This is a genomic window from Streptomyces sp. NRRL F-2664 (assembly GCF_000719345.1).
Taxonomy (GTDB): Bacteria; Actinomycetota; Actinomycetes; order Streptomycetales; family Streptomycetaceae; genus Streptomyces.
Genome location: NZ_JOFX01000039.1, coordinates 42949 through 57081, shown reverse-complemented (window position 1 = coordinate 57081; position 14133 = coordinate 42949). Strand labels below are relative to the sequence as shown.

The 14133-nt window shown below is 71.8% G+C and carries 11 protein-coding genes; 7 read left to right on the top strand and 4 right to left on the bottom strand.

Annotation, left to right across the window (positions count from 1 at the left end):
• Nucleotides 1-153: 153 nt before the first annotated feature.
• From IF89_RS0127495 to IF89_RS0127470, 6 genes are all read left to right on the top strand, one after another.
• Nucleotides 154-1458 carry a sensor histidine kinase gene (locus tag IF89_RS0127495; RefSeq protein WP_078628557.1) on the top strand — a complete coding sequence of 435 codons (1305 nt, stop codon included), beginning with the start codon at nt 154-156 and terminating at the stop codon, nt 1456-1458.
• Nucleotides 1459-1815: 357 nt separating this feature from the next.
• Nucleotides 1816-2475: a response regulator transcription factor gene (locus IF89_RS0127490; RefSeq protein WP_030773649.1), complete on the top strand. Its 660-nt coding sequence runs from the start codon at nt 1816-1818 to the stop codon at nt 2473-2475.
• 150 nt (nt 2476-2625) lie between these two features.
• Nucleotides 2626-4569, top strand: coding sequence for a 2-oxoacid:acceptor oxidoreductase subunit alpha (locus tag IF89_RS0127485; RefSeq protein WP_030773646.1), 1944 nt, complete (start codon nt 2626-2628; stop codon nt 4567-4569).
• Nucleotides 4562-5641 carry a 2-oxoacid:ferredoxin oxidoreductase subunit beta gene (locus tag IF89_RS0127480; RefSeq protein ID WP_030773644.1) on the top strand — a complete coding sequence of 360 codons (1080 nt, stop codon included), beginning with the start codon at nt 4562-4564 and terminating at the stop codon, nt 5639-5641. The genes IF89_RS0127485 and IF89_RS0127480 overlap by 8 nt, the downstream gene beginning before the upstream one ends.
• Nucleotides 5642-5874: 233 nt before the next feature.
• Nucleotides 5875-6819 carry an EamA family transporter RarD gene (gene rarD / locus IF89_RS0127475; protein ID WP_030773642.1) on the top strand — a complete coding sequence of 315 codons (945 nt, stop codon included), beginning with the start codon at nt 5875-5877 and terminating at the stop codon, nt 6817-6819.
• Nucleotides 6820-7054: 235 nt separating this feature from the next.
• Nucleotides 7055-8371, top strand: coding sequence for a M28 family metallopeptidase (locus IF89_RS0127470; RefSeq protein WP_030773640.1), 1317 nt, complete (start codon nt 7055-7057; stop codon nt 8369-8371).
• A gap of 72 nt (nt 8372-8443) precedes the next feature.
• Here IF89_RS0127470 and IF89_RS0127465 read toward each other — a convergent pair whose 3' ends face one another.
• The 4 genes from IF89_RS0127465 to IF89_RS0127450 form a co-directional block, all read right to left on the bottom strand.
• Nucleotides 8444-8863, bottom strand: a complete 420-nt coding sequence (locus IF89_RS0127465; RefSeq protein WP_030773637.1) for a hypothetical protein — start codon at nt 8861-8863, stop codon at nt 8444-8446.
• Nucleotides 8860-9063: a ribbon-helix-helix domain-containing protein gene (locus tag IF89_RS0127460; RefSeq protein WP_225884906.1), complete on the bottom strand. Its 204-nt coding sequence runs from the start codon at nt 9061-9063 to the stop codon at nt 8860-8862. The genes IF89_RS0127465 and IF89_RS0127460 overlap by 4 nt, the downstream gene beginning before the upstream one ends.
• Before the next feature lie 102 nt (nt 9064-9165).
• The gene (locus IF89_RS0127455) at nt 9166-10377 is read right to left on the bottom strand and encodes a LolA family protein (protein ID WP_030773631.1); all 1212 of its coding nucleotides are present in this window, start codon (nt 10375-10377) and stop codon (nt 9166-9168) included.
• A 239-nt stretch (nt 10378-10616) separates the two neighbouring features.
• A complete protein-coding gene (locus IF89_RS0127450) occupies nt 10617-11627 on the bottom strand; it encodes a polyprenyl synthetase family protein (RefSeq protein WP_030773628.1) in 1011 nt (336 codons plus the stop codon).
• A 492-nt stretch (nt 11628-12119) separates the two neighbouring features.
• Between IF89_RS0127450 and IF89_RS0127445 the strand changes: the two genes are divergently transcribed.
• Entirely contained in the window at nt 12120-14126 is a 2007-nt protein-coding gene (locus tag IF89_RS0127445) for a CocE/NonD family hydrolase (protein WP_030773624.1), read from the top strand.
• Nucleotides 14127-14133 lie beyond the last annotated feature (7 nt).

The window sequence follows — 14133 nt, the reverse complement described above, 5'->3', positions numbered from 1 at the left end:
GGGCGGGGGTCCCGTCGTTCGTGCGTGTGGGGCGCCGCGGCGGGCGGGGTGGGGTTAACCCCCCGGTGCAGATGCCTACCCGCCGCATGGTGCCGGGGTGCGGGCGGGCGGGAGGCTGGGGTGCAGACGAGGAGCGGAAGGGCGGGTCGGGAGATGGACGACGGCAAGGGCGGGCGGCGGGGCGGCGCCGGGGCGGTGCTGCTGGCACCGGTGGCGGGGCGGACCTGGCGGGAGTTCGGGTACCTGCTGCTCGGGCTTCCGCTGAGCATCCTGTACTTCTCGCTCACGATCACCGGCGTGAGCCTGGGCGCCGGGCTGCTCGTCACCTTCCTCGGCGTCCCGGTCCTGGCCGGCGTCCTCGCGATGTGCCGCGGCTTCGGGGCGCTGGAGCGCGCCCGGGTGCGGGTGCTGCTGGGGGCGGACATCACCGAGCCGGCGCCGATCCGGGCGAGGAAGAGCGGCCCCCTGGCCGCCATGGGCGCGGTGCTGAAGAGCGGCAGCGCCTGGCGGCACGCGCTGTACTCGGTGATCCACTTCCCGTGGGCGGTGTTCGGTTTCTGCCTGGCACTGACGTTCTGGGCGACCGGCTGGGCGTACCTGCTGTACCCGCTGTGGTTCTGGGTCTTCCCCGCCTACACCGACCAGCCGGGGCTGCAGCTCTACCAGAACGGCGACTACTCCTTCTACCTCGACTCCCCCGCGGAGATCGCCCTGGCCTGCCTGTTCGGGCTGGCCCTCACCCTCGCCACGCCGTGGGTGATCCGGGCGCTGACCACCGTCGACCGGGTCATGGTCGGCGGGCTGCTGGGGGCGTCGCGGCTGGACAGCCGGGTCAGCGAGCTGGAGTCCGGCCGCGGGGTCGTCGTGGACACCGCCGCCGCCGACCTGCGGCGCATCGAGCGGGACCTGCACGACGGGGCGCAGGCCCGGCTGGTGTCGCTGGCCGTGGAGCTGGGGACGGCGCGGGAGAAGCTGGCCGAGGACCCGCAGGCGGCTGCCCGCCTGGTGGACGAGGCGCACGGCGAGGTGAAGATCGCCCTTCAGGAGCTGCGGGACCTGGCCCGCGGGATCCACCCGGCGGTGCTGACGGACCGCGGCCTGGACGCGGCACTGTCGTCGGTGGCCTCGCGGTGCTCCGTGCCCGTACGGGTGGCCGTGGATCTCCCGGCCCGGCCGGCCGCGGCGATCGAGGGGATCGCGTACTTCACGGTGTCGGAGCTGCTGCGGAACGTCAGTACGCACGCCCGGGCCCGGTCCGCCTCGGTGGACGTGTGGACGTCCGGGGGGCGGCTGCTCCTCCAGGTCGCAGACGACGGCCGGGGCGGCGCGGATGCGGACGCCGGGCACGGGCTGGCAGGGCTGGCGGACCGGCTGGACGCGGTGGACGGGGTGCTGGTCGTCGATTCCCCCGCGGGGGGTGGGACGACGGTGACCGCCGAGCTCCCGTGGCGGGCGTAGCCCGCAGCAGCCGGGGCGGATGCAGGGCCGGGACTCCCGTCCGGGATGGGCGGGGGTCCCTCCCGCCTGTCCGGAGCCGCCACCGCCGTCCTCGGCGGCACGGTCTCCGCTGCCCGGGCCGCTGCCCGGGCGCGGCCCCGGCTCCCCGGGTCCCGCCCGCCCGTCCGGTGCGGCGCCGGGCGGGGTGCCGGGATCCGGACCTTGGGCTTGCGCCCTCCCCGGGTGCGAAAACTCCTCCCGTACGCCCACGGGTTGTCCCGGCTCTGCCTTCACCGGGACTTAAGGCTGGGATGCTTGGCTGGGTCGGGCAGTACGGGAACGAGTGGACGCGGGAGCTGCTGAGTCGTGGAAGACAGGGTGCGGGTGGTCATCGCCGAGGATTCAGTGCTGCTGCGCGAGGGCCTGACCCGGTTGCTGACCGACCGGGGGCATGACGTCGTGGCGGGCGTCGGGGACGCGGAAGCCCTGCTGAAGACCATGGCGGAGCTGGCCGCCGAGGACGCGCTGCCCGACGTGGTGGTGGCGGACGTGCGGATGCCGCCCACGCACACCGACGAGGGCGTGCGGGCCGCCGTGCGGCTGCGGCGGGACTATCCCGGGACGGGCGTGCTGGTGCTGTCGCAGTACGTCGAGGAGCAGTACGCCACCGAGCTCCTGGCCGGTTCCAGTACCGGCGTGGGGTACCTGCTGAAGGACCGGGTCGCCGACGTGCGGGAGTTCCTGGACGCCGTGGTCCGGGTGGCCCGGGGCGGCACCGCCCTGGACCCGGAGGTCGTCGCCCAGCTGCTCGGGCGCAGCCGCAAGCAGGACGTGCTGGCGGGTCTGACGCCGCGCGAGCGCGAGGTGCTCGGGCTGATGGCCGAGGGCCGTACGAACTCCGCCGTGGCGAAGCAGCTGGTCGTCAGCGACGGCGCGGTGGAGAAGCACGTCAGCAACATCTTCATGAAACTGGGCCTCTCGCCGAGTGACGGGGATCACCGGCGGGTTCTGGCCGTTCTCACCTACCTGAAGTCTTGATCGACTGAAACTCTGTCAGATACGGCATACCGGCAGGGCCGTCTCGAAGGGCGGTCCTACGGTCCAGAATGTGGTCGCTCCTGGGGACCTGATCCCTACCGTCGTAGGGTGGTCATGGGGGTGCTCACGCCTCGAAGGAGGTCCAGTTCAGTGACCAGCCAGGTCAGCAGCCCAGCCGAACAGGCCGACGGGGCCGGGGGTGCGGTCGTCGGTGGACAGCGCATCCCGGGGAGTCCGGACGGCAAGGAAGTACGGCGCCTCGATCGGGTGATCATCCGGTTCGCGGGTGACTCCGGTGACGGTATGCAGCTCACCGGTGACCGGTTCACCTCGGAGACGGCGTCGTTCGGGAACGACCTGTCCACGCTGCCGAACTTCCCGGCCGAGATCCGCGCCCCCGCCGGCACCCTGCCGGGCGTCTCCTCCTTCCAGCTGCACTTCGCCGACCACGACATCCTCACCCCCGGCGACGCGCCGAACGTGCTGGTGGCGATGAACCCGGCCGCCCTGAAGGCGAACATCGCCGACGTGCCGCGCGGCGCGGAGATCATCGTGAACACGGACGAGTTCACCAAGCGTCCGATGGCCAAGGTCGGCTACGAGACCTCGCCGCTGGAGGACGGCTCGCTGGCCGCCTACAACCTGCACCCCGTACCGCTGACCACCCTGACGGTGGAGGCGCTGAAGGACTTCGGGCTCTCCCGCAAGGAGGCCGAGCGCAGCAAGAACATGTTCGCGCTGGGCCTGCTGTCGTGGATGTACCACCGGCCCACCGAGGCCACGGAGAGCTTCCTGCGGCAGAAGTTCGCCAAGAAGCCCGAGATCGCCGAGGCGAACATCGTGGCCTTCCGCGCCGGTTGGAACTTCGGGGAGACGACGGAGGACTTCGCGGTCTCCTACGAGGTGGCGCCCGCCACCCATGCCTTCCCCACCGGCACCTACCGCAACATCTCCGGGAACCTGGCGCTCTCCTACGGCCTCATCGCGGCGAGCCAGCAGGCCGACCTGCCCCTCTACCTGGGCTCCTACCCCATCACCCCGGCCTCGGACATCCTGCACGAGCTGTCGAAGCACAAGAACTTCGGCGTGCGGACCTTCCAGGCCGAGGACGAGATCGCCGGCATCGGGGCGGCGCTCGGCGCGGCCTTCGGCGGGGCGCTCGGGGTCACCACCACCTCCGGGCCCGGTGTGGCGCTGAAGTCGGAGACGATCGGCCTCGCGGTGTCGCTGGAGCTGCCGCTGCTGATCGTGGACATCCAGCGCGGCGGCCCCTCCACGGGTCTGCCGACGAAGACCGAGCAGGCGGATCTCCTGCAGGCCATGTACGGCCGCAACGGCGAGGCGCCCGTGCCGATCGTGGCCCCGCGGACCCCGGCGGACTGCTTCGACGCCGCCCTCGACGCGGCACGGATCGCGCTGACCTACCGGACGCCGGTCTTCCTGCTCTCCGACGGCTATCTGGCCAACGGTTCCGAGCCGTGGCGGATCCCGGAGGTCGCGGACCTGCCGGACCTGAAGGTCAAGTTCGCCACCGCCGCGAACCACACGCTGGCCGACGGCAGCGAGGTCTTCTGGCCCTACAAGCGGGAGCCGCAGACGCTGGCCCGGCCCTGGGCCGTCCCCGGCACGCCCGGCCTCGAACACCGCATCGGCGGCATCGAGAAGCAGGACGGCACGGGCAACATCTCCTACGACCCGGCCAACCACGACCTCATGGTCCGCACCCGTCAGGCCAAGGTCGACGGCATCGAGGTGCCCGAGCTCGACGTCGACGACCCGGACGGCGCCACCACGCTCGTCCTCGGCTGGGGTTCCACCTACGGTCCCATCACCGCCGCGGTCCGCCGGGTCCGGGGCGCCGGACTCCCCGTCGCCCAGGCCCACCTGCGCCACCTCAACCCCTTCCCCAGGAATCTCGGCGAGGTCCTGGAGCGTTACGAGAAGGTAGTGGTGCCGGAAATGAACCTCGGGCAGCTCGCCACCCTGATCCGGGCGAAATACCTGGTCGACGCCAGGTCGTACAACCAGGTCAACGGAATGCCGTTCAAGGCCGAGCAGCTCGCCAAGGTTCTCAAGGAGGCCATCGATGACTGAGGTGACGGAGGCGACCGACGGGGCGCGGACCCTGCTCTCGCTCGTACCGAAGGCCGAGAGCAAGCAGTCGATGAAGGACTTCAAGTCGGACCAGGAGGTCCGCTGGTGCCCGGGCTGCGGCGACTACGCCGTGCTCGCCGCCGTCCAGGGCTTCATGCCGGAGCTGGGCCTGGCGAAGGAGAACATCGTCTTCGTCTCCGGCATCGGGTGCTCCTCGCGTTTCCCGTACTACATGAACACCTACGGGATGCACTCGATCCACGGCCGGGCCCCCGCCATCGCGACGGGTCTGGCGACCTCACGCCGCGACCTGTCGGTGTGGGTCGTCACGGGTGACGGCGACGCGCTCTCCATCGGCGGCAACCACCTCATCCACGCCCTGCGCCGCAACGTGAACCTGAAGATCCTGCTGTTCAACAACCGGATCTACGGGCTGACCAAGGGCCAGTACTCCCCCACCTCCGAGGTCGGCAAGATCACCAAGTCGACGCCGATGGGTTCGCTCGACGCGCCCTTCAACCCGGTGTCGCTGGCGATCGGTGCCGAGGCCTCGTTCGTCGCGCGCACCGTCGACTCCGACCGGAAGCACCTCACCGAGGTGCTGCGCCAGGCGGCCGACCACCAGGGCACGGCGCTCGTCGAGATCTACCAGAACTGCAACATCTTCAACGACGGCGCCTTCGAGATCCTCAAGGACAAGGACCAGGCGCGGGAGGCCGTGATCAGGCTGGAGCACGGCCGGCCGATCCGCTTCGGCGCGGACGACGGCAAGGGCGTGGTGCGCAATCAGGCCACCGGCGACCTGGAGGTCGTCGACGTGACCCCCGACAACGAGGGACAGGTCCTCGTCCACGACACCCGGACGGCCAGCCCCACGACGGCGTTCGCGCTCTCCCGCCTCGCCGACCCCGACACCCTGCACCGGACCCCGATCGGGGTGTTCCGCAGCGTGGAGCGGCCGGTCTACGACACGCTCATGGCCGACCAGCTGGAGGCCGCCGTCGACCGCAGCGGCAAGGGTGACCTCGGCGCGCTGCTGAGCGGCAACGACACCTGGACCGTCGTCGGCTGAGGGCCGGGCGCACGCGCCACACGTCAGCCGGAAGCCCGGACCCCTTTCGGGGCCCGGGCTTCGGCATGCCCGCTCCGGGCGATCGGCGCCGCGCCGGTCCGACGGGACGGCCACCGCCCGCACCCGGGCCCGCGCTCCCGAAGTGTCATGAGTCTCTCGTAGTGACGGGCATGACATCTGGGCCGTGCGGCGATACCGTCGTGAAGTTGGCCGGAAGTCGCACAGGAGGCCCCGTGAAGGCAGAGAACGAGCAGCGCGCGGGTCTGCTCTACGGATTCGGCGCGTACGGCATGTGGGGTCTGGTCCCACTTTTCTGGCCACTGCTGATGCCCGCCAGCGCGGTGGAGATCCTCGCCCACCGCATGACGTGGTCCCTGGCCGTGGTGGGGCTGGCCCTGCTCGCGGTACGCCGCTGGGGCTGGATACGGGAGCTGGCGCGCCGGCCGCGCAAACTCGGCCTGACCGCGCTGGCCGCATCGGTGATCAGCGTGAACTGGGGCCTGTACATCTGGTCGGTCAACAACGGCCACGTGGTCGAATCGAGCCTCGGCTACTTCATCAATCCGCTGGTCAGCATCGCCATGGGCGTGTTGGTGCTGGGCGAGCGGCTGCGCCGCGCGCAGTGGGTGGCCGTCGGCATCAGCTTCGTCGCCGTGCTCGTGCTCGCCATCGGCTACGGGCGGCCGCCGTGGATCTCCCTGGGTCTGGCCTGCTCCTTCGCGACGTACGGACTGATCAAGAAGAAGCTCAACATGGGAGGCCTGGAGTCACTGGCCGCCGAGACGGCCATGCTCTTCCTCCCGGCCCTCGGCTACCTGCTGTGGCTCTCCGCGCAGGGGCAGTCCACCTTCGCCTCGCAAGGGATCGGGCACGCCCTGCTGCTGGCCGCGACCGGCCTGGTCACGGCGGTGCCGCTGGTGTTCTTCGGGGCGGCCGCGATCCGGGTCCCACTGTCGACCCTCGGACTGCTGCAGTACATGGCCCCGGTGTTCCAGTTCGGGCTCGGCGTCCTGTACTTCCACGAGGCGATGCCGCCGGAGCGCTGGGCCGGCTTCTCGCTGGTCTGGGCCGCGCTGGCGATCCTGACCTGGGACGCGCTGCGGACGGCCCGGCGCTCCCGCGCCCGGCTGGAGGCGGCACCCGTGATCGTCCCGGCAGCGGCCCGCGAACCCGCCTGACAAGGACCCCGCAGGGCGCGCACCAGCGAACTCCCCGACCCCACGATCCCCGGTACGGACCATCCGTACCGGGGATCGTCCGTTTTCCGAACCACCCTGACCGGATTATGGTCTTGACGGACAGTCATATTCTCGCTGACCATCAGGCTCGCACTGACGCACTGACGCACTAACGCTCAGCCAGCTCTCCCTCGCTCGTTCCGTCATATCCCCAGCGGAATCCCGGAGCCCCCACATGAGCCTGTCCGTCTCCCGGCGCCTCGCTGCCGTGACCGCCCTCGCGGTCGCCGGCCTGTTCGCCTCCGCCGCCCCCGCCGCCCTCGCCGCCCCCACGGCGGTCGCCGCGGCGCCGACCCCGCCCGACATACCGCTGGCCAACGTCAAGGCCCACCTGTCGCAGCTGTCGACCATCGCCGCCAACAACGGCGGCAACCGCGCCCACGGCCGGGCCGGCTACAAGGCCTCGATCGACTACGTGAAGGCCAAGCTCGACGCCGCCGGCTTCACCACGACGCTGCAGACCTTCACCACCAGCGGCGCCACCGGCTACAACCTGATCGCCGACTGGCCGGGCGGCGACCCGAACTCCGTCCTGATGGCGGGCGCGCACCTGGACTCCGTCAGCTCGGGCGCGGGCATCAACGACAACGGCTCCGGCAGCGCGGCAGTCCTGGAGACGGCCCTCGCCGTCTCCCGGGCCGGGCTGCAGCCCACCAAGCACCTGCGCTTCGGCTGGTGGGGCGCCGAGGAGCTGGGCCTGATCGGGTCGAAGTACTACGTCAACAACCTGCCGGCGACCGAACGGGCCAAGTTCGCCGGTTACCTGAACTTCGACATGATCGGCTCGCCGAACCCGGGCTACTTCGTCTACGACGACGACCCGACGATCGAGCAGACGTTCAAGAACTACTACGCCGGCATCGGCGTCCCGACCGAGATCGAGACGGAGGGCGACGGCCGCTCCGACCACGCCTCGTTCAAGAACGTGGGCATCCCCGTCGGCGGCCTGTTCACAGGGGCCAGCAACACCAAGTCCTCCGCGCAGGCGCAGAAGTGGGGCGGCACCGCCGGCCAGGCCTTCGACCGCTGCTACCACTCCTCCTGCGACAACACCGCGAACATCAACGACACCGCCCTGGACCGCAACTCCGACGCCATCGCCTACGCGATCTGGAACCTGGGCGCGTCCACCCCGGTCCCGCCGGGCCCGTCCTTCGAGAACACCGCGGACGTGACCATCCCGGACTCCCCCGCAGCGGCGGTCACCTCCCCGATCACGGTCTCGGGCGTCGCCGGCAACGCGCCGGCCACCACCAAGGTGGACGTGAACATCGTCCACACCTACCGCGGTGACCTGGTGGTCGACCTGCTCGCCCCGGACGGCACGGTCTACACCCTGCACAACCGCTCCGGCGGCAGCGCCGACAACCTCGTGCAGTCGTACACGGTGAACGCCTCCAGCGAGGTCGCCAACGGCGTCTGGAAGCTCCGCGTCAAGGACTCGGCCGCACAGGACGTCGGCTACATCAACAGCTGGAAGATCACCTTCTAGCCGCCCCGGGCGCGCGCCGCACCCGGCCCCTGCTCAGAGCTCCGGCACGGTCCGCCCGGATCGTGCCGGAGCTCAAGCGTCCTCGGCGCCGGCCGACCGGGACGAGGCCTCCAGCGGCTCTCTCATCCGCGCCCGCAGTTCCTCGGCCACGGCCGCGATGTCCGCACGGCCCAGCTTCGCCGCCTCGACGAGATCGCCGAGCTCCTCGGGCGAGGGCAGCTTCGCGGCACCGGCCACGCGCAGGTACGAGCGGGTCGCCGCGGCCGCGTAGAACTCGTTCATCGGCGATTCCAGCGCCGGGCAGACCGCGAGGGTGTGCAGAAACGCAGCGGCCCGCCACGCGGTGTCCGGGGCGGGCTGTTCTGGCACCAGGACCAGGTCGTTCTGGTGCCGGGCGACCGCGGCGGCCACCCCGGAGGGATCCCACACGGCGGGATCTGACGGGAGATGGTGGGCCAGAGCGGTCCAGGCCCACTCCATGGTGATCTTCAATTGCCGAACCGCTCCTGGAAGTAGCCCCAGTGATCGGCGAACTCCTCTATGCCGGAGAGGAAGTTCTTCCGGTCCTCGTCGAGCTCCCGCTCGGTGACCTCCGTGATCAGAGCGGTGACCGTCGTCCCCAGGGCCGCCGCGCGCGCCTTGAGGCGCTCGTGGAACTCTTCGTCCAGGCGGATGGTGACGTGTCTCGACATGCCCAACACCGTACAGCGCAGGCGCTGTACGGTCATGCGCAACGCGAGAAGGGTGGGCAGGGACACACTCCCCGCCCACCCCGGCACGCCTGCCCCGAGCGGCTACTTGTCCGCGTCGGCCGCCTTCACCAGCGCGTCCTTGGTGACCGCACCGGCGTAGACCTTGCCGTCGTCGGTGACCAGGACGTTGAACAGGCGGGTCGACATGACGCGGCCCTCGCCGAACGTCCCGTTGACCTTGTCCCCGAGGGAGTCGAGGAACTGCTTGGCCTCCTTGGGCGTGTTCTTGTCGTTCTCCAGGTCCTTCAGGCTCCTGCCCGCACCGGAGTCGATCCGCGCGATCGTCGCCCAGCCCTCGCCGAGCACCTTCACGTCGCCCTTGCCGCCCGGGCCGCCGGCCAGGCCCTCCAGGCCGGGGAAGGATTCCAGCGCCTTGAACGCGCCGTCCCTGTCGCCCTTGCCGTGCCCGTCCGCGCCCTCGGTCACCTTGGCGCCCTTGGGCGGGGTGAAGGCGAAGGTGTCGGCGGAGGGCTTGACGAAGTCCACCTTGGTGAAGCCGGCGTCCACGATCGGCTTGCCGCCCTGCGCGGAGAGCAGCTGCACGCGCAGCGGCACGCCGTTCTTGGCGTCCACCGCGATCTGCACCGAGCCGACCGTCGAGCCGGCCTGCTTGGGCTTGAGCACCAGCTGGTAGGCGTCCCGCCCGGCCACCTGCGCGGTCTCGCCCACGCTGACGTCCGTCGTGGGGCCGGCGGCCGCGAGGATCTCCTCGGCGAGCTTCTGGGGGGAGGCGGTCAGCCGGTCACCGGTCTTGTGCTCCTTGTCCGCGCCCCGGCCGGCCTTCTCCGACGGGGTCGCCTTCTCGTGGAAGACCTCGTTCGACTTGGAGTCGTAGCCCCACACCTCGTCGCCGTTGTGGATGAGGCTGTACTCGTCCTTGCCGTCGAGGAAGGTGACCTTCTGGCGGTCCTCGCCGTCGGCCGCCACCCGGAGCGCGTGCGTACCGTTCGCGAGCTGCGCGACCTTGTCCTCCGGGTTGGCGGAGCCGCCCGTGACACCCCCGCCGCCGAGCAGCCCGGAGGCGATCTTCGGCAGGCCCAGGTCGGTGCTGATCTTCGCCGTCCCCGACAGCTGCTCCACGTCCGAGGCGGCGACCTTCTCGATCAGCTGCTGCGCCGTCAGCCCGGGCAGGTCGGGCCCGCCGGCATTGGCGAAGGCCGGGACCATCGCCACGGTCGCCGCGGCGACACCCGCCACCGCGACCGGTACGGCGTACCGGGCGGCCTTGCGAGAAGTCTTCGTGTTCGCTGCCATGTCAGTGCCCTGCCCTCTGTGTCGACTCCGGCGATCCGCGTGTCGCCGCACTCACCCGATCTGGTGGGGTTGATGACTCCATCTGACCAAAACGGCGGCGCCGGGGCGTCAGTCCCCGGAAGCAACTGGACGTACGACCGTGGGATGACACGGAACGGGCCCTCCTCCCCCGACCCGTAGGGGTCGGCGGGTGGAGGGCCCGTTGCGGTGTCGTGGGGCGGTCCGCCCGTCCGCGCGGGTCAGCCGGCGCGGTGCACCACCGCGTCGCACAGCTCCTCCAGGGCCGCCTTCGCGAAGCACTCCGGCAGCGGGGCGAGCGTGGCGCGCGCGTCCTCGGCGTACCGGACGGTGTCGCGGCGGGCCTGCTCCAGGGCGGGGTGCGCCCGCAGCCGGGCGAGGACCTCGGCGTGGCGGGCGTCGTCGGTCAGGTCGCCGTCGAGCAGCGCGACCAGCTCCAGGTCCTCCGGGCGCCCGTCGCGCGCGGCCGTCTCGCGCAGCCGCAGCACGGGCAGCGTCGGGATGCCCTCGCGCAGGTCGGTGCCCGGGGTCTTGCCGGACTCGTGCGTGTCGGAGGCGATGTCGAGGACGTCGTCGGCGAGCTGGAAGGCGGTGCCGAGCCGCTCCCCGTACTGCGTCAGGATGTCGACGACCGACTCGTCGGCGCCGGACATGAGCGCGCCGAAGCGGCCCGAGACCGCGATCAGCGAGCCGGTCTTGCCGGCGATCACGTCGAGGTAGTGGGCGACGGGGTCGCGGCCGTCGCGCGGACCGGCCGTCTCCAGGATCTGGCCGGTCACGAGCCGCTCGAAGGCCTCGGCCTGGATGCGGACGGCCTCCGGCCCGAGGTCGGCCAGGATGTGGGAGGCGCGGGCGAAGAGGAAGTCACCCGTGAGGACTGCCACCGAGTTGCCCCAGCGGGCGTTGGCGCTCTCCACCCCGCGGCGCACGTCGGCCTCGTCCATGACGTCGTCGTGGTAGAGCGTCGCCAGGTGCGTGAGCTCGACCACCACGGCGGACGGGACGATCCCCGGCGCGTAGGGGTCGCCGAAGCGGGACGCGAGCATGACGAGCAGCGGCCGGAACCGCTTGCCCCCGGCCCGGACCAGGTGTTGCGCGGCCTCGGTGATGAAGGGGACTTCGCTCTTGGTGGCTTCCAGCAGACCCGCCTCGACGGCGGCCAGTCCGGCCTGGACATCGGTCTCAAGAGCCTGGTCCCGCACGCTCAGTCCGAACGGCCCGACGACGGTCACGAGGGGTACTCCTGTCTGCTGACGATCACGCTGACGATCACATGGATTGTCGATGTGTCGCTGCCATCACTCAAGCCAGCGTATCGGGTCTGTTTTCGATCACCGAGAGGGCCTTCCCGGCCACCCTCCCCACACTGCCCGATGAGCACCGGTATGTTCGGGAGGAGCCGAAACAACCGGAGAGTACGTTTTGCCCAGAAGAGTGACCGAGAGGGACGAGCCGGCGGAGCCGGCGGCCGACCAGCCGCCGCCGCAGGGCGACCGTGCCCTCCTCGGCCGCACCTCGGGCCTCGCCCTCCTGTACGGGCCGGAGGGCAGGGGCCGCACACCCGGCCGCCACCGTGTTCGCCACTCTTCCGGCGGTCACCGGCCGGTTGACGACGGGAAGCTCCCTCGACGGCCTGCGCCCCCTCCTCCCGGCCGCCGCCCCGGTGGCCCACGCGGCCCACGGGGCCGAGGCCCACGGCCACACGGCGATTGGCGGCAGAACCGATGACCATCCGAACCGAGTTCCCGTACCGGACCACCCACGAGGATGTCCGGATCCCGCTCCCCGACGGAGTGGAGCTGTACGCCCGGATCTGGCGTCCGGTGACGGACGAGCCCGTCCCGGCGCTGCTGGAGTACCTCCCGCACCGGCTCACCGACGGGACCGCGCCGCGCGACTGGCAGCGCCATCCCTGGTATGCGGGGCACGGCTACGCCTCCGTACGCGTCGACGTGCGCGGGCACGGCTGCAGCGGCGGCCTGCCCGGCGACGCCTACGACGACCGCGAGCTCGCCGACGGGACCGCGGTGGTGGAGTGGCTGGCGGCGCAGGAGTGGTGCACGGGATCCGTGGGAATGTTCGGGATCGGGTGGGGCGGCGTGAACGCCCTCCAGGTCGCCGCTCTCGCGCCCGAACCGCTGAAGGCGGTCGTCACCGTCTGCTCGACGGACGACCGCTACGACAACGACGTCCACTACCTGGGCGGCTCGGTGCTCGCCGTCGACATGCACGCGGCGTCGGCGGCCATGCTGGCCTTCGCCTCGCGCCCGCCCGACCCGCTCCACGCCGGGGACAGCTGGCGGGCGCAGTGGCTGGAGCGGCTGGAGGCGGTCGAACCCCTCGTCCACACCTGGCTCTCGCACCAGACCCGGGACGCCTACTGGCGCCGTGCCTGCGTCCGCGAGGACTACGGCGCCGTCCGCGCGGCCGTCCTCGCGGTCGGCGGCTGGTACGACCCCCACCGGGACACCGTGCTGCGGCTGGTCGAGCACCTGCCGTCCGCCCGCGTCCGGGGCCTGACCGGCCCCTGGTCGCAGCAGTACCCGGACCGGGGGCTGCCGCCGGGACCCGCGATCGGCTTCCTCCAGGAGACCCTGCGCTGGTGGGACCACTGGCTGAAGGGGGCCGACAACGGCGCGACGGACGAACCGCTGCTGCGCGCCTGGATCAGCGACGCGCACCGGCCGGCGACCGTGTACGAGGAGCTGCCGGGGCGCTGGGTCGGCGAGAAGGCCTGGCCCTCGCCCACGGTCGTCCCCGTCCCGTACGTCTTCCAGGGCGCACCCGTGGCCGTCGCCTCCCCGCAGCACACCGGACTGGACGCGGGCCGCTTCTCCCCCGCGGGCGACGGCGCCGACCTGCCGCCCGACCAGCGGGAGGAGGACGCGAAGTCGGCCTGCTTCGAGTTCCCCGTGGCCGGCGGGGAGCCGGTGGAGATCCTGGGACGGCCGTCGGTGACCCTGCGGCTGCGGCTCGACGTGCCGTACGGGCAGGTCGTGGCCCGCCTGTGCGACGTCGCCCCGGACGGCTCCTCGACGCTGGTCACCCGGGGTGCGCTGAACCTGTCCGCCCGCCAGGGCCGGGACCGGGCCGTCCCGTGGCCGGTGGGCTCGTACGAGGACGTCACCTTCGAGCTGGGCGGCATCGGCCACGCCTTTCCGCCGGGGCACCGGATCCGCCTGGCGGTGTCCTCCGCGTACTGGCCGTGGATCTGGCCGCGGGCCGGATCGGAGGCCGGGTGGACGCTGGACCCGGTGGGCAGCGCGGTGACCCTGCCGGTGCGGGCGGCGTCCCCGGCCGGGGAGGGCGGGATCGTCTTCGAGCCGCCGGAGCAGGCACCGCCGCTGGGCGTCTCGTCCCCGGCCACCCTGGACGAGCCGGGCCCGGAGCGGCTGGTCGTACGGGACGTCGCGCGCGGGACCTGGCGGCTGGAGGTGGACCCGCGCCACGGCGGCACCCTGGTCCACCCGGACGGCCTGGAGTACGCCGAGGACGCGACGGAGGTGTACGAGATCCAGGACGGGGACCCGCTGTCGGCCCGGACCCGCTCGCAGTGGCGGATCCGGTTCCACCGGCCCGAGGCCGGTTGGCGCACGCAGGTGGAGACCCGGTCGGAGATCTCCTGCGACGAGGGCGGCTTCCTGACGTCGGACGAGGTGGTGTGCCGGGAGGGGGACGAGGTGGTCTTCCACCGCACGTGGGAGCGCCGCCTGCCGCGCGCGGCGGGCTGAGCGCCCC

Bases quoted from the DNA above. Each gene is read 5' to 3' on its own strand.
- IF89_RS0127495 (WP_078628557.1), top strand. From the start codon at position 154: ATGGACGACGGCAAGGGCGGGCGGCGGGGCGGCGCCGGGGCGGTGCTG.
- IF89_RS0127480 (WP_030773644.1), top strand. From the start codon at position 4,562: ATGACTGAGGTGACGGAGGCGACCGACGGGGCGCGGACCCTGCTCTCG.
- IF89_RS0127470 (WP_030773640.1), top strand. From the start codon at position 7,055: ATGAGCCTGTCCGTCTCCCGGCGCCTCGCTGCCGTGACCGCCCTCGCG.
- IF89_RS0127460 (WP_225884906.1), bottom strand. From the start codon at position 9,063: ATGTCGAGACACGTCACCATCCGCCTGGACGAAGAGTTCCACGAGCGC.
- IF89_RS0127455 (WP_030773631.1), bottom strand. From the start codon at position 10,377: ATGGCAGCGAACACGAAGACTTCTCGCAAGGCCGCCCGGTACGCCGTA.
- IF89_RS0127445 (WP_030773624.1), top strand. From the start codon at position 12,120: ATGACCATCCGAACCGAGTTCCCGTACCGGACCACCCACGAGGATGTC.